Genomic DNA, 21263 nt, shown 5'->3' with positions numbered 1-21263 from the left:
CCGCCGCGCCGACCGAGGGCAAGCCTTGGCGCCGATTAGCGCACCATGCGCAGCGCCAGCAATCCGAGCCCGGCACTTGCGGCCAGTCCGATTGCCAGCGCCAGCCGCGCGCGGCGCAAGTAATACAGCGGGTGGCGGCCCAGGTAAATCGTGTCGTACAAGGTATGGCCCATTGTTCTCTCCGGCGTCACAGGACAGGCCCATTATAGGCAGCGCATCGTGTCAAGCGCATGACATGGATCGGGCAGCGCCTCGCCACGCGTGGCGCGCGCCGATGCCGGGGTGGGCCTGTTACGATCATACGACATCGACATCCCAACTGGAGCACAGCATGAATCAACCGACGCGACAAGTCGATCCGGCGGCAACCGGCCGCCCCCTGTATGACGAAGCCGATATCGGCAGCGGCGAAAAATCGCCGGGCGAAGCCGAGACCGAAGAAATGATCCGCCAGATCCCGCCCCTGCCCGCCGCCGGCAAGCAGCCCGAGCCCAAGTCTTCCCACCAACCGGGCACGCCAGCCACCTGATCCCTTCCCGCACCGCGTGCCCGCACCTGGGCGCGGGTGTGTGCAGCGGCAGGCGCCCTTACTTGGCCGCTTGCACTGCGCGCGTTTCGTCCTAAGCTGGAATGGGCAGCCGCCACAGGCCGCCCTGCCCGCGCCTGGCGCGCCGGCATTCCATTGACAGCGAGGGAGAAAAACATGAATCACCGCACTATCCTGAAAAGTGCCGCGGTCGTTTCGGCACTCTACGGCATCATCCTGGTCTTCGCGCCGAACACCTTGATGTCGATGTACGGCTCGCAAGCCGTCGAGGCGTCCGGGATGTATTTCGCCATGCTGTCGGGCGCCATGCTGCTGGGCTGGGCCGTCATGAACTGGGCCGCCAGCAACGCACCGGACATCGTCGAAATCCACTACGTCTTGCTGGGCAACCTGGCTTCACTGGTGCTGTCCTTCATCGTGACCCTGGTCCGGCAGCTCACGCATGCCGGCGCGCCGGACTCGGGCTGGATCAACGTGGGGATTTTCCTGGTGTTCTCGGCGCTGTTCGGCTACCTGTACAAGGCCAGCCCGGCCGGCTACAGGCTGCACGCCCGGGGCAGGCCGGCTTGACGCGGCCAAGGGGGCCGCGCGATAAAACTAGGCGGCCTTGATCGGCGGCTCGGGGAAGCGCGGTTCCTGCACCGGCGCATTGACCGGGTCGGGGACATCGTCGGGCACGGGCGGACGTGGATCGGGCGTCGGGGTACCGTTCGGCGTGTCGGGATCGGGAGTACTGTGGGCTTGCACGGGGGGTGAGCCCTGCAGCCTGGTGTCGTCAAGCATGCTCATGGTCAGCCTCTCGAAGAGGGCCTGTCCTACTGTGGCCCGGTGAAATGGCGGACGGCCTGGGCCGTCCGCCTGGGAACAAGCCGGATGGGGCTTAATGGCGCTCTTGCTGCTTGGCGCCGCCGCCCGCACCTTCGTTCTTGCCCGCTTTCTCGCGCGACATGTGGTCGTGGCTGCTCTTGTCGGTCTTACCGGCACGCTGCTTGGCCAGGTCTTCTTCGGACATGTGGTCGGACTGCTTGCTGTCCTGGGTACCGCCGGATTTGGATTGGGTCATGGTCATTCCTCCTGGATAGATGTGCTTGGGACGGCCGGGCGTGGCCGCTTCTGCGTTGGGGACAAGCCTAGCATGAATGACAATACCGGGACTTCAATCGTGCGCGCCAAATTCCCTCGAAACACTGTTTCCTCGGCTATAGTGGTCGCTCTTTTCCTTTCCCTGCCGACCATGCTACTGCACCGCATCCTGCTCTCCGGCCTGCTCGCCAGCGTGGCGGCCGGCGCCCAAGCCGCCGCCCCGATGAAACTAGCCGACTACCTCGCCCTCACCGGCCCCGCGCCGACTGCGCGCTATTCCTACGGTGAGGCGCCCTCGCAATTTGCCGAGCTATTCGTGCCCGCCGGCAGTGGACCCTTCCCGGTCGCGGTGCTGGTGCACGGCGGCTGCTGGACCAGCAAGTTCGGCGGCATCACCCAGCTGCGCAACATGGCAGGCGCACTCAGCGCGCGCGGCATCGCCGTGTGGAACGTGGAATACCGCCGCAGCGACGAGCCGGGCGGCGGCTATCCCGGCACTTACCAGGACATGCATGCCGCTCTCGACCTGCTGGCAAGCCAGGCCGGGCCGCACCGGCTCGACATGGAGCGCCTGGTCGCGGTCGGCCATTCGGCCGGCGGGCAGCTGGTGCAATGGATGGCCGGACGCGCACGGATTCCATCCGGCAGTCCCCTTTACCGCGCGCGGCCGGTGCCGGTGCGCGCCGTGGTCAGCCTCGGCGGCCTGGCCGACCTGCGCGGCGAAGCGGCCCTGATCAAGGCCAGCTGCGGCCGCGACACCGCCGAGCTGGCGGGCCTGCCCGGCCCGGGGCGCCCGGACGTGTTCACCGACACCAATGCGGCGGAACTCATGCCCAACGGCAGCCGCAGCTTCCTCGTCACCGGCGAACTCGACACGATCTCGCCGCCGCGCGTGGCCCACGACTACGCCGCGAAAGCGCGCAAGGCGGGCGACGCCGCGGAAGTGGTGATCCTGCCGGGCGCCAGCCATTACGACGAGGTGGCGGCCAGCTCGCCTGCCTGGCCGCAGGTACTGGAAGTGATCGAACGCGCGCTGGGCCTGCCCGCCAGGCCAACCGCGCCCTAGCCTGGTTTGGCCTGCCTGACAGGCCTGCGCACCTGGCTCCACAGATGGCGTCCCGGCTCACCTGTTTGCCCACCCGTATCCGTCGCGTGTCAGCCTTTCATGGGCTGGTTTGATCAACGCCCGACTCCCGAACAGCATGCGTAGAGATGCTTGCATCCGCTGGCGTCCCGGTGCCATTGGTTAATGCCCGTCTGCTCTGAAGCCACCCTATCAAGCGAGCATGTAGGGATGAAAGGGCTGAACAACAGGAACGGACATGTGCACTTTTTCTCTCGACCGCAGCCATGTAGTTTTCATTTCCTGCCGAGAGATTAACCTTCTCCAACCATCAGACAAGGACTATAACTAGAGGTCGGTGCATACCAAAGGAAAGGTCGCGAAAACAGGTTGTCCATTTCAACATTTGCAAAGAAGTGATGTTGGCGATTGCAGACCTGCCTTGATTGAAGGAGCCGTTATGACCAAGAGAAGAGACTTCCTTCGGATTGCCTCCAGTGCGGGTGTCTCCGCGTGCGCGGGAACAGTGCTTCCCAGGTTCGCGATGGCCCAAGGTGGACTGATCGCGACTACGCATTACATCGATCCAACCGCCATAGGTCCGGGTGACGGAACCCTTGCAAAACCTTTTCGCTCATGGACCAGCGTTTCCTGGGCGCCCGGTCACACTTACCTGCAAAAACGAGGCACCACGTATTCGGGTGTTTTCCAGGTGTCGGCGAGCGGCACTGCTTTTCAGCGCATCACAATCGGCGCTTATTATCGATCCAACGGCAGCGACGATACTTCACGGCCAAAACCGGTCATCATCTTGCCGCAGGCGCCAGCCACGCCGGCGAACGGCGCTTCAATCGCGATCTACAAGCAGGAGCGCGATTTCGTCACCTACCGTCATCTGGACATCCGGAATAGTGCCTTGCCGGAAGGGAGCGACGTGGCGATCATTTGGCTGGGCAATTACTGCGTTTTCGAAAATAACAATGTGACGTCGAATTGTGCCGGCGTATATATTTTCGAAAAAAACCATGTGACCGTCTCCGGATGCGTGCTCGACGTCATCAGCAACGCCGCCGCGTATGGCAATCAAGGGCTTCTGGTGGCCGGGAACGCCAATATCGACGACATCCGCCTGCTCAATAATATTGTCCGCCATCGGGGCGGAGGCACGGTGACCTCGTATGGCATCCGCTGTGAAACCTACGACAGCGCCGCCTTCCTCACGCGTCTTGTAATTCGCGGCAACCGCGTTTCTCCGCCATCCGGCGTCGCTTACAACCCGAACCGCAGAGCGATCGGCATCTACCTTATCCGGGGGGCCGCTGCCACACTGGACAACAATACCGTGACCGGTATGCTGACCGGCATCTTCATGAACGGTGGAGATCGCAACTATGTGGGCAACAATAACTGCAGCAACAATATGAATTTCGGAATTCATATCAGCGGCGTTTCCAGGTTTTACATTATCGAGCGCAATGTCTGCAATTCCAATGGCGGGACATTGGCTCCTACCTATTACGGCCGGGGTATCGAATTATCGTCGGCGGCCGGACAGGACGCCGTAACCGGACATACCATCCGCTACAACACTTGCAGGTTCAACTATAACTACGGCGGTCCGTTGGACAATGGTTCGGAAGGCGTTGGCATTGGTGTGGACGACGGGACCAGCAAGTGCTCGGTTTACGGAAACATTATTTCGAATAATGAAGGCAGCGGTATCCAAATGTACGGCGGCGGCGATCCGGCCAGGTGGCCTGACACAGGCGGTCACACGATCGATTCCAACAAGATGGGTTCAAACTGCAGCTTTTCCGTCCTCAATCGGCGTAGTGGAGGGAAAACACCGAGTCCATTTCAAGCGCATATTGCGCTGTCCTATATTTACGGCAGCCCAACCGTTGTCTCCAATAACAGGTTCTCGGGAAACACCCGTATGGGCGTCTACACCGACGGCACCGATTCGAACGTCACGATGGTCGGCAATGCCTAGCCAGGCATGCTGTGCCCGGCGAAATTATTGAAAGCAGCGCTGTAAATTGGCCTGGTAGCGTTGAACCCGGTGTGGAACCCGAGCCGGACAGCCACTGTACATAGGCGAAAACGCCAGCCTGGCGCCAGCGTTTCCTTATTTGCTCGTACCAGCTTTCAGGCGCGATCGACACGCCGCGCCAGCGGCGCCTCGATCTCCAGGTCGCCCAACGCGACCGCCACGCATGGCAGGATATATCCGTCGCGTTTCTCGTCAAACGAGAGCCCGGGCCATTCGATGGTGTGCGCCGCCTGCCCGCTGCGCAGGCGGCAGATGCAGGTGCGGCAAGTGCCGTTGCGGCAAGAGTTGGGCAGCTCGACGCCCGCCGCTTCGGCCGCCTTCAGGATGCTGGCACCGGGATCCGCCGAGAAGGCAATGCCGGATGGCTGGAGCGCGATGGTAGGGCTGGTCATGCCCGCGATTGTAGCGTCGCTGGCCTCTTTCCGTAGAGTTCGTTGTCGCACAGACCCGCCCCCGGCGCCACACTATTCTGAGGTTTCCAAAAGCAAGCATTGCAGGAAATCAAATGAAAAAATCGCAGACCCTCCCCCTCCTCCTGGCCGCCCTGATGGCCGGTCTTCCACTTGCCCAGGCCCAGCAGGCCGCGCCGGCACAGCCGGCCTCCCCGCCAGCACCTGTCCCGGCGCCCGCGCCCATGGCTGCTCCCGGCGCGCCGCAGGCTGCCGCCGCACCGCAGGCAGCGACTACGCGCGCCGCCCCAGCCAATTCCAAGCAGGCGAAATTCGAGCGCAACCTGCGCGCCCAGGTGCTGCTCGACCGCGCGCGCTTCTCGCCCGGCGAGATCGACGGTGCCTACGGCTCCAACATGCGCCAGGCCCTGAACGGCTTCCAGGCGGCGCGCAAGCTGCCCGTCACCGGCAAGCTCGACGAGGCTACCTGGAATGCGCTGAACGCCGACAACAGTCCGACCCTCACCACCTATACGCTGGCCGAATCCGACGTGGCCGGCCCGTTCGAGACCATCCCGACCGAAATGATGGAGAAGGCCGCGCTCAAGACGCTGGGCTATGAAAACGTGCTCGAGGGACTGGGCGAGAAGTTTCACGCCAAGCCGGCCATGATCGCAAGCCTGAACCAGGGCAAGGATCTCAACAGCGCAGGCACCCAGATCCAGGTGCCGAACGTGATCGGCAAGCAGCCGCTGGCGAAAGCCGCGAAAGTAGTGATCGACGGCAGCACGCGCACGCTGCAGTTGCTCGACGCGGCCGGCGCCCTGCTCGCCCAATATCCGGTCTCGACCGGCAGTGCCAACGATCCGCTGCCGATCGGCACCTGGAAAATCGAAGGCGTGCACGCCAACCCGACCTACCACTATAACCCGAAACTGTTCTGGGATGCCGAGCCGGGCGACAAGAAGGCCAAGATCGCGCCGGGCCCGAACAATCCGGTCGGCGTGGTCTGGATCGACCTGTCCAAGCCGCACTACGGCATCCACGGCACCCCGGTGCCGGGCCACGTCGGCAAGACCGAATCGCACGGCTGCATCCGCCTGACCAACTGGAGCGCCGCCGAAGTCGCAGGCGCCGTTGCCAAAGGCCTGGAAGTCGTACTGCAGGAGTGATTCCCGTCGTATTTTTTAAAAAAGTGATCGGAGAACAAGAATGAAATGGTTGATGACTTTCCTGCTGGGCGTGGTGGTCGGCGCCAGTGGCCTGTTCCTGTGGCTGCGCGAGATCCCGGACGATCCGGCCCCGGTGGTGGTGGCTACTGCGCCGGCGCCGGTCGCCGCGCCCGCGCCGCCGGTCGATGCCGCGGCTTCCGGCTCGGTGGTGCAGACCGACCTGGCCGAGGCCGACCTGCCGCTGCGTCCATCGAGCGCGCAGTCGAGCGCCAACGTGCCGGCCCCGGCCGATGCGGTGTCGGCCCAGGCCAAGCTGCTGGTGCCGGTGCAGGGGGTCAAGGCGGCCAGCCTCACCGACACGTTTGACCAGCCGCGCGGCAACCAGCGCCACCATGAAGCGCTCGACATCGTGGCCGCGAAAGGCACGCCGGTCGTGGCGGCCGCCGACGGCAAGGTCGAAAAGCTGTTCCAGAGCAAACCGGGCGGGACGACCCTGTACCAGTTCGACCCGAGCGGCAAGTACGCGTATTACTACGCGCACCTGGACCGCTACGCCGACGGCATCAAGGAAGGCATGGAACTCAAGCGCGGCGACGTGCTCGGCTATGTCGGCGTGAGCGGCAATTCCGACCCGAACGCGCCGCATCTGCACTTTGCAGTAGTCGAGCTGACGCCCGAGAAGCAGTGGTGGAAAGGCACGCCGCTCAATCCATATCCCTTGATGACGGATTGAGCGTCCAGTAAGGCTGGTCAGGTTCCAGGGGGCGGCGCCGGCTCGTCCACGTCCGCCCCGACATTGATCGCCGCATAGGCGCGCTGCACCGCGACCGCTTCCTTGCTGTCCTTGCCGTACAGCTCGGTGGCCGCTTCGATCATCTTGGCGCGCGCATCGGCATAGTTCGTCGACGAGGTGAACTTGGTCGTGTTCGCATGGAACCAGATGCGGAAGGCCTTGTCTAGACCGATGCCGGTCATGGCGGCCGGCTGCTTCACCAGGTATTTGCTGTAATAGTCGCCGCTACTATCGGCGCGCGAACCCTTGGCCAGGAAATAGAACATGCGGTTGTTCGGACCGCTGCTGTAGTGCACGTCCAGCCGGCGCAGCGAGCTGCTCCAGGCATCCGGGCTGCTGCCGTCCTTGCTCGGCCGGTACATCCAGCGCAGCGGCGTCGCATTGCGGCTGATTTCCGTCCCCAGCTGCCAGTCGTTGCCCTCTTCCGGGAAGGTATCGCCCTTGCCGCCGGCGCGCGCATAGGCTTCGACGATCTCGCCCGAGATGTCCGACGACGATTCGTTGAGCCCACCCGACTCCCCTGAATAAATCAGGCTTGATGTGGCTGCGGTAATCCCGTGGCCCATCTCGTGGCCGATCACGTCGATCGATCCCAGGCTGGTGAAATAGGTGCCGTCGCCGATAAACATGCAGCGGCAGGTGTCGCTGTAATAGGCGTTGTCGTAACCGCGGTTGACGTGGGCGGCGATATAGGTCGCGGTGTCGCGGCCGTCGAGCGAGAGCCAGCCCAGCACGTTCTTGTGCGCGTCATACGTATTCATCAGGCCCCACATCGCGTTCACCGCCGCCGTCTGGCCATTGATGCCGGTTGTGCTGCTGCCTTCGACGAACTGCTTGCCGTCGCCCCAGACGTTGGTCGCATTGTTGTATACCTTGCCCGCGCTGCTGCCGTTGTTGGCATTGGTGATCGCCATGGCCCCGAAGGTGCCGCCCTTGCCGCGCTCGGGGTCGAGCATCTGGTAGCTGCCGTTGACAAGCAGGGTGCTGATGGGCACCTCGCCGTTGTACTGGCTCTTGCCGGTGCCGAGGACGGTCTGCAGCATGTTCCACTGGTCGAGCACTGCGCCGTCGCGCGCGCTGATCACGGTATCGAAATAGACCGGCTGCTCGCCAAGGCGCATGCGGGTGCTGACCAGGTAGGCCAGCTCGTAGCGCTCGACCGCGTCCTGCACATCCAGCGCATTGAGTTCGGCTTCCTCCTTGGCGCCGGCGCCGACCACGCGCTGCATGCGCATCAGCGGATAGATCAGCAATTCGGCGCGCGGCGGCACCACGTGCACCGTGCCCGGTACCAGGGTCGCCAGCGCCGCCGCGATCGCGGCGCGGGTAGCAATCTGCGGCTGTACGCTGAAGCTGGCGGTCAGCGCGCCGAGCCGGTTCGAGCTGCCCTTGCCCAGGTGCAGGCGGCGTTCCGAGGCCGATTCGGACAGCACCTTCGCGCTCTTGTCGAGCACGATCACCGATTCGGAGCCGAACACGCGCAGGCCCTTGTAGGTATGCGCGGCGCGCAGCACCTGGGTGCCATTCGCGCCCGGATGCTGGGCGGTCAGCTTGTAATGGTGGTCCTGGTCCAGGCCCTTGGCCTGGCGCTGCCCCGTCAGATGTCCGAGCACCGAGGCGCGGACCTTGACGCTCAGCGTCGTGTGGGGACTCATGGTGGGCGCCGCGGCCAGCGGCAGGTGCGCAAACAGCAAGGCAGCGCCGAACAGCGCGGCCGGGAAAGTGGTGTGCGGGGTCATCTCGTCTCCGTCCGTGGAAGCACGGTTCCGAGATGGACCGTGCATCGGACAGTGTGGACGAGCCTGGCAGAACGGATTTGCTCAGGCGCAATAGCCGCGCTCGCAGGGTGGCCGGCTTTTCCGGCCGCGCGTTCACATCACGGTGATGCTGCCTATGCGGCTTTTCAACTGCTGGTTGAACGCGTGGGCAAGGAACTTGCCCACGCTACGGGTTAACGATAGCTCTTGGTGTGCTCATAGCGCACATAGCGCTCATCCTCGTCACGGTCGCGGCGCTTCATCAGATACACCGCCGTCCCCACCACCGCCGCGGCAATCGCCACCTTCTTGGCCAGGCCCGCCGGATTGTGCTTCATCTCCGCCTTGATGCCCATCTCGCCCAGCACGTTCGGGATGTGCCCGCGCGCCAGGTCTTCGGCGATGCCTTCGACCACATTGACGCGGTCGGCCAGCAGCAGGAGCAGCCAGTGGCGCAGGTCGTTCTCGCTGGCGTTGAAGGCCAGGCGCCGGATCATGCCGGACAACCCGGACGGCGGCTGCACGGTGCCGAACAGCTGGGTGATGCCCGGGCGCTCGCTCGAGACCAGCACCTCGACCTTTTCCTGCTGTTGCTGCGGATCGCCCTGGGGCTGGTTGATGAAGCGCGGCGGGGTGCGTTCCATCGGCACGCCGGGACGGTCCTTGCGGTCGAGGTCGGCGCCCCAGCCCTTGATGTGCTGCAGCTCGTCGCGCGAAGGGCGGCGCGGCGCGATGTGGCCCTGGCTCGGGTGCTGCTGGATGTGACCGTGATCGTGGTCGTGGCCGTGCTTGTGTTCAACGATATCGCGTTCCATGCTCGCTCCTTAATTCGTGGTGCTGGCCGCTACCTTGCGCACCTGGTTGGCGTTCGGCGGGATCAGGACGGTCTTGATGCACTCATCGAGCTTTTCCGAGAAGATGTGATATGCATCCGACACTTCTTCCAGCGGCACCCGGTGGGTGATGATTTCCTTCGGATTCAAACGCCCTGCGCGGATGTGCTCGATCAGGCGCGGCAAGTGACGGCGCACGCTGGCCTGGTTCATGCGCAGGGTCAGGCCCTTGTTCAGCGCATTGCCGATCGGGACCGCATTGAAGGTCGGACCATACACGCCGACGATCGACACGTTGCCGCCCTTGCGCACCGAGTTGATGCACCAGTGCAGCGCGGTGGCGGAGCCCGCCTGCGCCATCATGTAGCGGCCGGTAAGCGTCTGCATGGCATTGCCCGAGGCTTCGCAGCCGACCGCGTCGATGCAGACGTCGGCGCCCATCCAGTCGGTCATCTTCTTGATGTGCTCGGCCATATCGCGCACTTCCTTGAAGTTCACGATCTCGCACTGGGCATAGCGCTTGACGAATTCGAGGCGGTATTCGACGTGATCGACCACGATCACGCGGCCCGCGCCCATCAGCCAGGCCGACTTGGCGGCAAAGATGCCCACCGGCCCGGCGCCGAACACGACCACCGTATCGCCCTCCTTGATGTCGCCCATCTCGGCAGCCTGGTAGCCGGTCGGCACGGCGTCGGTCAGCAGCACGGCATCGTCGTCGTGGATGTCGTCGGGGATGATCATCGGGCCGACGTCGGCCATCGGCACGCGCACCAGTTCGGCCTGGCCGCCGTCGTAGCCGCCGGCGGTGTGCGAATAGCCGTAGATCGAGCCCACGGCGGTGGATTGCGCATTCATGTTGTGGCAATTGCCGTAGAGTTCGCGGTCGCAGAAGAAGCAGGACCCGCAGAACACGTTGAACGGCACCAGCACCTTGTCGCCCACCTTCAGCTTCTGGACTCCCGGGCCGACTTCTTCCACCACGCCGATGAACTCATGGCCGAAGGTGTGGCCGACACGGGTGTCGGGCACCAGGCCATGGTACAGGTGCAGGTCCGAGCCGCAGATGCACGAGCGGGTAACGCGCACGATGGCGTCGCCGGGGTGCTCGATGACGGGATCGGGCTTGTGTTCGGCGCGGACGCGGTACGGTCCGCGGTAGTTCATTGCCAGCATAAGTCCTCCTCGAAAAGGTCGTCACACAGTCACGACGCCCGCCAGCTCGGCAGGCCTATGAATTTACGTTATGACAAAACGCCGTGGATTGCGATACGCGCACGGAAACGAACGCGGCTTTTCTCGCACAAACGGGCGCCAAGGGCGCCCGTCGGGAACAAGTCCTACAGCGAACGACTTACAGCTGCCGTGCGTCGAAGGTGTTGCACTGCTCGACCTTGCCGCTGTCCAGGCCCCGGGTGAACCAGCGCACGCGCTGGGCCGAGCTGCCGTGGGTGAACGAGTCCGGCACCACCTGGCCCTGCGACTGGCGCTGCAGCGCGTCGTCGCCGATGGCGGTGGCGGCGGCCAGGGCGGTTTCGACGTCGCCCTTCTCCAGGATCTGTTCGCGCTGGTTGGTGCGGTTGGCCCAGACGCCGGCGAAGCAGTCGGCCTGCAGTTCGAGGCGCACCGACAGCGCATTGCCTTCTTTTTCGGAAGCGCGCTGCTGGGCGTCATGGACCTGGCCGGACACGCCCAGCAGGTTCTGGACGTGGTGCCCCACCTCGTGCGCGATCACATAGGCCTGGGCGAACTCGCCTTCCACCTTGAAGCGCTGCTGCATCAGGCGGAAGAAGCTCAGGTCGATATACACCTGGCGGTCGGACGGGCAGTAGAACGGCCCGGTGGCGCTGCGCCCGGTGCCGCAGGCGGTATCGGTGGCCTGTTCGAACAGCACCAGCCGGGCCGGCTGGTATTGCGCGCCCTGCTCCTTGAAGACCTGGGCCCAGACGTCTTCGGTATAGGCCAGCGTGGTCTTGACGAACTGGGTCTCGCGGTCGTTCGCGGGTGTCGCAGCCGGTCCCTGGGGCTGCTGCTGGACCTGCACCGGTCCGCCTCCGCCGCCAAGAAACACGCTCGGGTCGATGCCGAATACCGCGCTGCCAATCAGCGCCAGCACCAGGGTGCCGATACCCACCGACTTGCCGCCGAAACCGCCGAAGCCTCCACCACCGCCACCGCCGCGGCGGTCTTCCACGTTGTCGCTCTGCCGGTCACCTTCCCATTTCATCGTCCTGCCTCCTCATGTTCGTTTGTGTCTGGCACTGCCTGGGCCGTCTCAGCGGCCCGGATGGCGCCTGAGCGTGCTCGTATCGTCGCGCTCGCGCGCGTCCTTGGTACGGAAATCGTCGTGCGTCGCCAGCCCGGCCTTCGCCTCGTCCTGCAGTTCGCGCTCGTGGCGCTCACGTGCGACTTCCCGCTCGATCCTGCCCGTCGGTGTGTCGATGCCCTTGTTGCCCATGCTGTTACTCCCGGTTGCGAGTTGAATCCTTGTCTGTTCGAGTATGGGCAAGGGGCCGGGTTCGGTATGTTCGAACATTCACATAGTGGGGAAATATCTGGACGACAATCGGGTCCCGGGAGGCTAAGTGAAGCCGCGCACGGTAAGGATGCGCCCTGCATGCGAAGCTGGGCGCCATGACAACTCCCCATGCCAAGGCACTGGTTGCCCTGGGCCGCTACCTGCGCGCCCAGGACTACCGTTTCATCACGGTGACGCCCGCCACCCACCGCCGCATCAACCGCCGTCCCGGCAAGGAACGCAGCGCCGACCTGCGCGGGATCTTCGGCTGGAGCCGGCCGTTCGCGGAAAACGAGGTGGCGCCCGAACTGGTGGCGCTGATGGGTACGGCCGGCATCCTCGAGCGCGAGGGCAGCCTGCTGCGCTCGACGCTGCGCGCCTCGACCCTGGGCGAACTGCTGCTGTTCCACTCGGCCTACCCGACCGAGGACGACGACGCGGTCTTCTTCGGTCCCGACACCTACCGCTTCGTGGGCACGATGGAACGCGCCTTCCCCTGGCTGGGCTCGGGCCCGGTGCGGGCGATCGATCTCGGCTGCGGCGGCGGGGCCGGCGCGCTGGCCATCGCCCGGGCCTTCCCGCACGCCGACGTGGTGGCGGCCGACATCAATACCAAAGCCCTGGCGCTTACCAGGGTGAACAGCGAGCTGGCCGGCGTGCACAACCTCATGGCCTGCAAGAGCGATCTGTTCAACGAGGTGGAAGGCGATTTCGACCTCGTGGTGTCGAACCCGCCGTATGTGCTGGACCCATGCGAACTGCCCTACCGCCATGGGGGCGGCATGCGCGGCGCCGAGCTGTCGGTTCGCATCGTCAAAGAAAGCCTGGCGCGGCTGCGCCCGGGCGGCTGCCTGATGCTGTACACGGGCGTGGCGATCGCCGGCCCGGTCGACGAATTCCTGGAAGCCATCCGCCCCGACCTGGACGCCCTGTGCGACCACTGGAAGTACGACGAACTCGATCCGGACATCTTCGGCGGGCAGCTGGGCGAGCCGGGCTATGAAGACGTGGAACGGATCGCGGCAGTGTGGCTGCACGCGATCCGGCGTTAATTCCGGTTACTTGCCGGCCTGCTCCAGGAAGAAGGCCAGCATCTCCGTCGAGGCGCACGGACCGTTCGCATCCGTATGCGACCCCGCCGCCTTGCCGCCCATCCAGGCATGCGCCGCGCCGTGCACGACCCATTGCTCCGCGTGGCGGCGCCCGCCCGCATCGCGCCAGCTCGTCTTGGTATAGGCGCGTCCCGCTTCGCCGCGGGTTGACTCCTTCGTCAAGGCGCTTGCACCCGAGCTTGGGTGGGCGTCGGCAAACTGGCGCAGCACCGCGTCGCCATTGCCCGGGCTGACCACGTGGTCGGCGTCGCCATGGAAGACGATGATCGGGACCGCCTTGCCCAGGGTCGCCGCCTTGCCCGGCTTTTTCATGGCATGCAGGCCGGAGATCATGTCCTTGCCGCTGCCGGCCGCCAGGCCCGAGTGCACGCCGACTGCCGCGTACAGGTCCGGATACTCGGCGCCCAGGATGGCCGCCATCGCGCCGCCCGCCGACAGGCCGGCCACGAACACGCGCTTCGGGTCGGCGCCCTGCTCGGCCACAAGCTTGCGCGTCATGCCGGCAAGGATCGCCGGCTCGCCCTGGTCGCGCTGCTGCTGGGCGGCGTCGAACCAGTTCCAGCAGCCGTTATGGTTGGCGCTGCGGTCCTGCTCGGGATACAGCACCAGGCAGCCCGCTTCTTCCGCGACCAGGTTCATGCCGGTGCCGGCGGCAAAATCGCCCGCGTTCTGGGTGCAGCCGTGCAGCATCACCACCAGGGGACGCGGCCCTTCGGCGGCCTTGGCCGGGATATAGAGCTTGTAGCGGCGCTGGCCGGCACTGCAGGCGAAGCTGCCGTCGATGACGGTGCCGGGCGCCAGCTCCTCGGGCGCTGCGGGCGCGTGCTGCTTCCAGAAATCGGCGGCTTTTGGCAGCGGACTCCTGCGGGCGGCCTTGCGCGGCATGGCGCTGCGCCCGAAGGCTGGCGGCGGGTTCAGGTCGACGAAGGCAGGTTCCGCCTCAAAGCCGGACCCGGCCTGCGCGGTTTCCCGCATGGTGTCCATCTGCGGCGCCACCAGGCCCGCCTGCTTCAGCGCACGCTGGATGACGTCGGCGGCGCCGGTCGGGTTGTTGGAACGAACCAGCTTGGCTGACTCCATCATTTGCTGGACGAACTGATCTAGTTGCTTCATGGAAATTCCTTTATTGCGAGAGTATGCGGTCTGCCAGCACCTGCCGGGTGGCGGGTGCGGCAATGAATGCGCCCAGGACCTGGACCGACGCAATTGCCTGGTCGGCCAGCTCGGGCGTGACCTCGTCTTCGATCACGGCCAGTCCCAGTACGTGGATCTCGAGGCGCTGGCCGGAGGCGACAACTTCTTCGAGCTCGCGCCGCGAATAGCGGTGCTGTCCGAGCACGTAGCGCTTGCGCAGGACGGTTTGCCGGATCGACTCGGCGTGGACTTGCAGCTGGTTGCGGATGGCCGTGCGCACGAAGTCGGTGCGGTTCGAATAAAAGCCTTCGCCCACCAGTAAATCCATCTGGGCCAGGTCGACCAGGCCGACGTTGACGGTGACTTTATCGCTGTCGGGCAGGCGCTGCGGGGATGAGACAAGTTTCATGTTTTGGCTCCTTATACTCCAAGTGGAGTATAACCAGAGTATTTCAAGGCCATCGCCAATTTAATTTGTCGTGTTGTCGCTTCGCTATCCTGCCGTCGGGAATCGTGTTGGATGGGCAATGGTACGCCGGGTCAGGGAGCGCCACGTAGAATGAACGCCCATTGTCTTCAGGAGAACTCCATGAAACGCACGGCACTCATCGCAGGCATTACCGGCATCGGCGGTAACCACGTGGCCCGTGAATTGCTGGCGAATGGATGGGAAGTGATCGGCCTGTCGCGCCGCCCGCCGAAGGATCTGCCGGGCGTGCGGCACGTTTGCGCCGACCTGCTCGACCCGGCCGGCCTGGCCAGAGCCCTCGCCGGCGTGGCGCCGACCCACGTCTTCATCACCACCTGGATGCGCCAGGACACCGAGGCCGAGAACATCCGCGTCAATGCCGCCCTGGTGCGCAACCTGCTCGACGCACTCTCGCCGCAAAAAAGCCTGCGCCACGTCGCCCTGGTCACGGGCCTGAAGCACTACCTCGGCCCGTTCGAGGCCTATGCCAGCTCGGGCACCCTGCCCGCCACCCCGCTGCGCGAAAGCCAGCCGCGCCTGCCGCTGGAGAATTTTTATTATGCGCAGGAAGACGAGATGTACGCTGCGGCCGAGCGCGACCGATTCACCTGGACCGTGCACCGCCCGCACACCATCATCGGGCTGGCCGTGGGCAATGCCATGAACCTCGGCACCACGCTGGCCGTCTACGCCACCATCTGCAAGGAGGCCGGGCGCCCCTTCCAGTTCCCCGGTTCCGAGGCGCAGTGGAAGGGTCTGTCGGACGTGACCGATGCGCGCATGCTGGCCAAGCAGCTGGTCTGGGCGGCCGATACGGACGCGGCGCGCAACGAAGCCTTCAATATCGTCAACGGCGACGTGTTCCGCTGGAGCTGGCTGTGGCCGAAGCTGGCCGAATGGTTCGGCGTGGAGGCTGCCGGGTTCAATGGCAGCATCCAGCCGCTGGAGGCGGCAATGGCGAACGACGCCGGGCTGTGGCGCGAGATCGCCGGGCGCCATGGTTTGACGGAGCCGAATCTCGACCGGCTGGCGTCAAGCTGGCATACCGATCTCGATCTGGGCCGGCCGCTGGAAGTGATGACCGACATGGCCAACAGCCGCCGGCTGGGCTTTACGGCCTACCAGGCGACCGATCAATCCTTCTTCGATTTGTTCGCGCGGCTGCGCGCGGAGCGCCTGATCCCGTAAGAGATCTACGCGTTCGCCTGCGCGCGGCCGCTGCGTGCCGCCAGCACGGCAAATACGGCGGCAATGACCAGCAGCCCCGCGCTGAGGCTGAAGGTGGCGCGGTAGCCGCTGGTGTCGAACAGCAGCCCGCCCACCAGCGCGCCGAACATGATCGCCAGCTGCACCACCGCGACCATCAGGCCGCCGCCCGCCTCGGCATCTTTCGGCAGCGTGGTCGCCAGCCAGGTCCACCACCCGACCGGGGCGGCGGTGCCGACCAGTCCCCAGATTCCCAGCAGGACGGCAACCACCGGCAGCACGCCGCCCAGGCCGATCAAGGCCACCGCGATCAGCGCCATCAGCGCCGGGGTGACGACCAGGGTCCGGTACAGGTGCCCCTTGAGCAGGCCACCGATCAGAATCGTCCCCACGAAGCCGGCCAGGCCAATGGCGAGCAGCAGCAGCGACAGCGTGACGGTATCGACCCGGGTCACCTGCTCCAGGAAAGGGCGCAGGTAGGTAAACAGCGCGAACTGCCCCATGAAGAAGAAGCTGGCGGCGGCCATGCCGAAAGCCACTTCCGGGCGCTTGAGCAGCGTCCAGGCGCTCGCGGCCACCTGCCCGCGCTGGACCGGCATCGACGGCAGGCTGGCCAGCTTCCATGCAAAAGCCAGGGCCGCGACCGGAACGACGCAAAAGAAAGCGCCGCGCCAGCCGACGATCGCCCCTAAAAAGCTGCCCAGGGGCGCAGCCACCACGGTGGCCAGCGCATTGCCGCCATTGACGATGGCCAAGGCGCGCGGTACCTGGTGCAGGGGCACCAGGCGCATCGCGGTGGCCGCCGACATCGACCAGAAGCCGCCGATGGCCACGCCGATCAGGGCGCGGCCGACCATGAACCAGAAATAATTCGGCGCGAATGCCGCCAGGGTGCCTGATGCCATCATCAACACCGTCAGGGCCAGCAGCAGCAACCTGCGGTCGAAGCGCCCGGCAAGGCGCGCGATGAACAGGCTCGTGATCAAGGCAAAGGCACCCGAGATCGCGATGGCCTGCCCTGCCTGGCCCTCGCTGATGCCGAGATCTGACGCGATCGGCGTGAGCAGGCTGACCGGCATGAACTCGGAAGCGACCAGCACGAAGGCGCCCAGTGCGAGGGCGAACACGGCGCCCCAGGCCGCGGGCTGGGTGCGTTCGGCCGGAGCGGCCTGGGGGGTGATGGTGAGGTTCGGATTCATGCTCTGCCTCTTCAGGCGGCCAGCGTGCTGCTGTCGATGACGAAGCGGTATTTCACGTCGCCCTCGAGCATGCGCTCATAGGCCGCGTTGATCTGGTCGGCGCGGATCATCTCGATGTCCGCGACGATACCGTGCTGCGCGCAAAAGTCGAGCATCTCCTGGGTCTCAGGAATTCCGCCGATCATCGAGCCGGCCAGCGAGCGGCGCTTGCCCACCAATGTGAACACGGCCGGCGACGGATGCGGCTCGGCCGGCACGCCGACCAGGGTCATGGTGCCGTCTCGCTTGAGCAGGGCCATGAAGACGTCGAGGTCGTGCGGGGCGGCCACGGTGTTGATGATCAGGTCCAGGCTTTGCGCATGGGCCGCCATCGCCGCCGGGTCGCGCGAGACCACGACTTCGTCGGCGCCGAGCAGCTCGGCATCCTTGCGCTTGGATTCCGACGTGGTGAAGGCCACCACGTGGGCGCCCATCGCGTGGGCCAGCTTGATGCCCATGTGACCGAGGCCGCCGATGCCGACGATGCCGATCTTCTTGCCCGGGCCGGCCTGCCAGTGGCGCAGCGGCGAGTACGTGGTGATGCCGGCGCACAGCAGCGGCGCCACCGCCGCCAGCCGGGCTTCCGGATGACGCACGCGCAGCACGTAACGCTCGTTGACGACGATCTGCTCCGAGTAGCCGCCCAGCGTATGGCCCGGCGCATCCGCGGTCGGGAAATTGTAGGTGCCGGTCATGTGGTCGCAGTAGTTCTCCAGGCCTGCCTCGCAATCGGCGCAATGGCGGCAGCTGTCGACCAGGCAGCCGACGCCGACCAGGTCGCCCCGCTGGAAGCCCGAAACATGGGCGCCGACGCTGGCGACGCGCCCGACGATCTCGTGGCCGGGCACGCAGGGATAGAGGGTGCCGGCCCATTCGCCGCGCACCTGGTGCAGGTCGGAGTGGCATACGCCGCAAAAGGCGATGTCGATCTGGACGTCGTGCGCGCCGGGTGCGCGGCGGGCGATGGCGATCGGTTCGAGCGGCTTGTCGCCGGCGTGGGCGCCGCAGGCGTTGATGGTCATGAGTAGGCCTTCCTGTTCTGGTGGCGCGCAGGCGCAGGAGCGCGCCCGGGAGTCCAGCATGGTAGTGGCAAACCGGTGGCGCGAACGGGGCGGCGTTTGCATGGGCTTATGAATGCACCTCATTAATCGCTGCTAGAATTGAATACACCCCATCACGAATACACAGAAAACCCATGGCCCGCGAGAATATCAACGACATCCTCGTCTTCATCGCCGTGGCCCGCGAACGCAGCTTCACGCGCGCGGCGGCCAAGCTGGGCATGACCCAGTCGGCGCTCAGCCACATCGTGCGCTCGCTCGAAGCGCGCCTGGGCGTGCGCCTGCTCACCCGCACCACCCGCAGCGTCTCGCCCACCGAGGCCGGCGAACGGCTGCTGCTGAACGTGGCGCCGCGCATCGACGAGATCGAGGCGGAGATCGCCGCCGTGAGCGACCTGGGCGACAAGCCGGCCGGCACCATCCGCATCACCGCGATCGACAACGTCATCGACAACGTGCTGTGGCCGCGGATCGCGCCGATCCTGCCGCAATACCCGGACCTGCACGTCGAGATCACCGCCGACTACCGCATGGTCGACATCGCGGCCGACCGCTACGACATCGGCGTGCGCTATGGCGACCAGGTGGAAAAGGACATGGTCGCGGTGCGCCTGACGCCCGACGTGCAGACCATGATCGTCGCCTCGCCCGCCTATTTCGCCTGGCATGCCATCCCCGCCACGCCGCAAGACCTGATGAAGCAGAACTGCATCACCCTGCGCCTGGCCAGCAGCGGCGGCATCTACGCCTGGGAGCTCGAACGCGACGGCCAGGCGCTGGAGCTGCGGGTGCGCGGCCAGTCGATGTTCACTACCGGCTACCACATGCTGAACGCCGCGCTGAGCGGCTGCGGTGTGGCCTACCTCACCGAAGACCTGGCGGCCAGCCACGTGCGCGAGGGGCGCCTGATCAGCGTGATGCAGGACTGGTGCCCGAAGTTTCCCGGCCTGCACGCCTATTATCCGAGCCGCCGCCATTCCTCGCGCGCACTGGCGCTGGTGATCGACGCAATCCGGCACAAGGGTTAGTCAAGCGCCTGCCGTAAATACGGCGCGACGGCGGCAGTTGCAAGGCGTACAATGAATCAACGATTCTTTCCCTGCATCCCACTGCCGCAAGGAGCACACCTGTCATGACTGGTCCCGAGCTGCTGCGCGCCATCCTCACCAGCGCATCCAGCGTCGCGATCGTCGTCACCGACCGCGAGGGACTTCTCCTGAGCTGCAACGTGGGCGCCCATTCGCTGTTTGGCCTGTCGAACGCCATGGCCGGCACCGACAGCGCCGTGATCTTCACACCACCCGACCGCGCGGCCGGGCTCCCGCAGCAGGAGATGCGCGAGGCGCTGGCCAAAGGCGAGGTCAAGGTTACCCGCGTACACCGTGCGGTGGGTGCAGGCTATGGCCGCTGGATCGAAAGCCGCCTGACGCCGATGTTCGACACCAATGCCGACCATATCGGCTTCATGCGCATCGCCCAGGATGTGACCGAACGGCAACAGCATGACCAGGCGATGCTGAAGGAGCTGGAAACCGATACCGTGTCCGGCCTGAACAACCGGCGCGTCTTCGACGAACGCCTCGAGGAAGCCGCGGCGCTGGGCATCCGCACCAACGGCACCCTGGTCCTGCATCTGATCGATCTCGACCTGTTCAAGCAGGTCAACGACACCCTTGGCCATAGCGCAGGCGACGAAGTGCTGCGGATGGTGGCGGAGCGCATCACCAGCGTGACGCGCGCATCCGACACGGTCGCCCGCTTCGGCGGAGACGAATTCGCGGTGCTGCAAACCGGGGCCGGCTCGCCGATCGATGCCGCGGTGCTGGCCAACAAGCTGATCACGCTGCTCAGCCAGCCGATGGTGGTGATGGGCCACGAGGTCCGGGTCACGGCCAGCATCGGCATCGCGGTGGCCCCCCTGGACGGCTGGGTTCCGGGCGAACTCCTGCGCAAGGCCGACGTGGCGCTCTACCGGGTCAAACACAGCGGACGCAATCACTTCGGCTACTACACCCCCGAGCTGGACGTCGAATCGCGCAACTACAGCCGCGACATGGCGGCGGTGCGCCAGGCGGTAGGCGAAGAGCGCTTCCACCTGCTGTACCAGCCGATCATCGCCACCGACAGCGGCAAGCTGCGCTCGGTGGAAGCCCTGCTGCGCTGCGACCACCCCGCCCTGTCCGGGCGGCCGATTCCGGAGGTGATCGAACTCATTCGCAAATCCGGCCTGATCCCCGACATGAGCCGGTGGATCGTGCAGCGCGTCTGCGAAGAAGCAATCGGGTTCACCGACGGCCAGGCGCGCTATCCCGTCGGCCTGAACCTGTGCGCGCGCGAACTGTCGGATTACCACATGGTGGCGCTGATCGACGCCGCCATGCGCCGCACGGGCATCGGAGCCGATGGCATTTCCGTCGAACTCACCGAGCACGCCTTGTTCGAAAGCCATGAGATCGGGCGCGGGGTGCTCGATGCGCTGAGCATGCGTGGCCTGTCCATCGCGCTGGACGATTTCGGCACCGGTTATTCTTCGCTGAGCCACCTGACCTCCTTGCCGATCAATGTGCTCAAGCTCGACATCGCGTTCGTCCGCCCATTGGCGCACAGTCCCGAGATAAGAACCGTGGTCAGTGCGATCATCACCCTGGCGCATACGCTGGGCATCGCCGTCGTGGCCGAAGGAGTGGAGACCTCCGAGCAGTTCGAGTTCCTGCGCGAACAGCACTGCGACGCGGTGCAGGGCTATTATTTCTCGCGCCCCTTGTCGGCAGCCGCCATGTGCGCGTACGCGAACGGGGCCCGGCCAGCCTGAACACGGTGTCCGGGTGACATCCT

At 65.3% G+C, this 21263-nt stretch carries 23 protein-coding genes; 10 read left to right on the top strand and 13 right to left on the bottom strand.

The genetic code is table 11. The features are described 5' to 3' along the window. Nucleotides 1–35 precede the first annotated feature (35 nt). Nucleotides 36–173: a hypothetical protein gene (locus AC56K1_RS09495; RefSeq protein WP_497157595.1), complete on the bottom strand. Its 138-nt coding sequence runs from the start codon at nt 171–173 to the stop codon at nt 36–38. A 158-nt stretch (nt 174–331) separates the two neighbouring features. On the opposite strand from AC56K1_RS09495, the gene AC56K1_RS09490 reads away from it, so the two are divergent. Together AC56K1_RS09490 and AC56K1_RS09485 are read left to right on the top strand one after the other, a co-directional pair. Next, nucleotides 332–529, top strand: a complete 198-nt coding sequence (locus tag AC56K1_RS09490; protein WP_497157594.1) for a hypothetical protein — start codon at nt 332–334, stop codon at nt 527–529. 174 nt (nt 530–703) lie between these two features. Beyond that, nucleotides 704–1117, top strand: a complete 414-nt coding sequence (locus AC56K1_RS09485) for a hypothetical protein (RefSeq protein ID WP_497157593.1) — start codon at nt 704–706, stop codon at nt 1115–1117. A gap of 27 nt (nt 1118–1144) precedes the next feature. Here AC56K1_RS09485 and AC56K1_RS09480 read toward each other — a convergent pair whose 3' ends face one another. Both AC56K1_RS09480 and AC56K1_RS09475 read right to left on the bottom strand, forming a co-directional pair. After that, a complete protein-coding gene (locus AC56K1_RS09480; RefSeq protein ID WP_497157592.1) occupies nt 1145–1336 on the bottom strand; it encodes a hypothetical protein in 192 nt (63 codons plus the stop codon). 91 nt (nt 1337–1427) lie between these two features. Next, complete coding sequence (locus AC56K1_RS09475; protein WP_497157591.1) at nt 1428–1610, bottom strand: hypothetical protein; 183 nt, start codon at nt 1608–1610, stop codon at nt 1428–1430. A gap of 171 nt (nt 1611–1781) precedes the next feature. On the opposite strand from AC56K1_RS09475, the gene AC56K1_RS09470 reads away from it, so the two are divergent. Then, entirely contained in the window at nt 1782–2696 is a 915-nt protein-coding gene (locus tag AC56K1_RS09470) for an alpha/beta hydrolase (RefSeq protein WP_497157590.1), read from the top strand. A gap of 457 nt (nt 2697–3153) precedes the next feature. After that, nucleotides 3154–4686 (top strand): right-handed parallel beta-helix repeat-containing protein, encoded by a 1533-nt coding sequence (locus tag AC56K1_RS09465; protein ID WP_497157589.1) that lies wholly within the window; start codon nt 3154–3156, stop codon nt 4684–4686. A 155-nt stretch (nt 4687–4841) separates the two neighbouring features. Here the strand turns inward: AC56K1_RS09465 and AC56K1_RS09460 are convergent, their stop codons facing one another. Next, entirely contained in the window at nt 4842–5138 is a 297-nt protein-coding gene (locus tag AC56K1_RS09460) for a 2Fe-2S iron-sulfur cluster-binding protein (protein ID WP_497157588.1), read from the bottom strand. Nucleotides 5139–5251: 113 nt separating this feature from the next. On the opposite strand from AC56K1_RS09460, the gene AC56K1_RS09455 reads away from it, so the two are divergent. Both AC56K1_RS09455 and AC56K1_RS09450 read left to right on the top strand, forming a co-directional pair. Beyond that, complete coding sequence (locus AC56K1_RS09455; RefSeq protein WP_497157587.1) at nt 5252–6307, top strand: L,D-transpeptidase family protein; 1056 nt, start codon at nt 5252–5254, stop codon at nt 6305–6307. A gap of 40 nt (nt 6308–6347) precedes the next feature. Beyond that, nucleotides 6348–7040, top strand: coding sequence for a M23 family metallopeptidase (locus tag AC56K1_RS09450; protein ID WP_497157586.1), 693 nt, complete (start codon nt 6348–6350; stop codon nt 7038–7040). A gap of 17 nt (nt 7041–7057) precedes the next feature. Here AC56K1_RS09450 and AC56K1_RS09445 read toward each other — a convergent pair whose 3' ends face one another. The 5 genes from AC56K1_RS09445 to AC56K1_RS09425 all read right to left on the bottom strand — a co-directional run bounded on the left by AC56K1_RS09445 (nt 7058) and on the right by AC56K1_RS09425 (nt 12148). Beyond that, complete coding sequence (locus tag AC56K1_RS09445) at nt 7058–8839, bottom strand: M4 family metallopeptidase (protein ID WP_497157585.1); 1782 nt, start codon at nt 8837–8839, stop codon at nt 7058–7060. A gap of 212 nt (nt 8840–9051) precedes the next feature. Beyond that, nucleotides 9052–9672: a hypothetical protein gene (locus tag AC56K1_RS09440; protein ID WP_497157584.1), complete on the bottom strand. Its 621-nt coding sequence runs from the start codon at nt 9670–9672 to the stop codon at nt 9052–9054. A gap of 9 nt (nt 9673–9681) precedes the next feature. Then, nucleotides 9682–10866, bottom strand: coding sequence for a zinc-dependent alcohol dehydrogenase (locus AC56K1_RS09435; protein ID WP_497127332.1), 1185 nt, complete (start codon nt 10864–10866; stop codon nt 9682–9684). A gap of 178 nt (nt 10867–11044) precedes the next feature. After that, nucleotides 11045–11917: a KPN_02809 family neutral zinc metallopeptidase gene (gene ypfJ / locus AC56K1_RS09430; RefSeq protein WP_497157583.1), complete on the bottom strand. Its 873-nt coding sequence runs from the start codon at nt 11915–11917 to the stop codon at nt 11045–11047. Nucleotides 11918–11965: 48 nt separating this feature from the next. After that, the gene (locus AC56K1_RS09425) at nt 11966–12148 is read right to left on the bottom strand and encodes a hypothetical protein (RefSeq protein WP_497157582.1); all 183 of its coding nucleotides are present in this window, start codon (nt 12146–12148) and stop codon (nt 11966–11968) included. Nucleotides 12149–12324: 176 nt separating this feature from the next. On the opposite strand from AC56K1_RS09425, the gene AC56K1_RS09420 reads away from it, so the two are divergent. Then, nucleotides 12325–13260 carry a methyltransferase gene (locus tag AC56K1_RS09420; protein ID WP_497157581.1) on the top strand — a complete coding sequence of 312 codons (936 nt, stop codon included), beginning with the start codon at nt 12325–12327 and terminating at the stop codon, nt 13258–13260. Nucleotides 13261–13266: 6 nt separating this feature from the next. Here the strand turns inward: AC56K1_RS09420 and AC56K1_RS09415 are convergent, their stop codons facing one another. Both AC56K1_RS09415 and AC56K1_RS09410 read right to left on the bottom strand, forming a co-directional pair. Then, the gene (locus tag AC56K1_RS09415; RefSeq protein WP_497157580.1) at nt 13267–14433 is read right to left on the bottom strand and encodes an extracellular catalytic domain type 1 short-chain-length polyhydroxyalkanoate depolymerase; all 1167 of its coding nucleotides are present in this window, start codon (nt 14431–14433) and stop codon (nt 13267–13269) included. 10 nt (nt 14434–14443) lie between these two features. After that, complete coding sequence (locus AC56K1_RS09410; protein WP_497157579.1) at nt 14444–14863, bottom strand: CopG family transcriptional regulator; 420 nt, start codon at nt 14861–14863, stop codon at nt 14444–14446. Nucleotides 14864–15043: 180 nt separating this feature from the next. Between AC56K1_RS09410 and AC56K1_RS09405 the strand changes: the two genes are divergently transcribed. Further along, nucleotides 15044–16111, top strand: a complete 1068-nt coding sequence (locus AC56K1_RS09405) for an SDR family oxidoreductase (protein WP_497157578.1) — start codon at nt 15044–15046, stop codon at nt 16109–16111. A gap of 5 nt (nt 16112–16116) precedes the next feature. Here AC56K1_RS09405 and AC56K1_RS09400 read toward each other — a convergent pair whose 3' ends face one another. After that, nucleotides 16117–17328 carry an MFS transporter gene (locus AC56K1_RS09400; protein WP_497157577.1) on the bottom strand — a complete coding sequence of 404 codons (1212 nt, stop codon included), beginning with the start codon at nt 17326–17328 and terminating at the stop codon, nt 16117–16119. Nucleotides 17329–17339: 11 nt separating this feature from the next. Beyond that, nucleotides 17340–18389 (bottom strand): NAD(P)-dependent alcohol dehydrogenase, encoded by a 1050-nt coding sequence (locus AC56K1_RS09395; protein WP_497157576.1) that lies wholly within the window; start codon nt 18387–18389, stop codon nt 17340–17342. A gap of 173 nt (nt 18390–18562) precedes the next feature. Between AC56K1_RS09395 and AC56K1_RS09390 the strand changes: the two genes are divergently transcribed. Further along, complete coding sequence (locus tag AC56K1_RS09390; RefSeq protein ID WP_497157575.1) at nt 18563–19456, top strand: LysR family transcriptional regulator; 894 nt, start codon at nt 18563–18565, stop codon at nt 19454–19456. A 104-nt stretch (nt 19457–19560) separates the two neighbouring features. Continuing rightward, on the top strand, nt 19561–21240 hold the full coding sequence (locus AC56K1_RS09385; protein WP_497157574.1) for a putative bifunctional diguanylate cyclase/phosphodiesterase: 1680 nt from the start codon (nt 19561–19563) through the stop codon (nt 21238–21240). Nucleotides 21241–21263 lie beyond the last annotated feature (23 nt).

The sequence above is a fragment of the Telluria sp. ZB4P37 genome (assembly GCF_059685855.1).
Note: the sequence above shows the minus strand (reverse complement) of the source record. Positions and strands in the feature narration are given on the sequence as shown.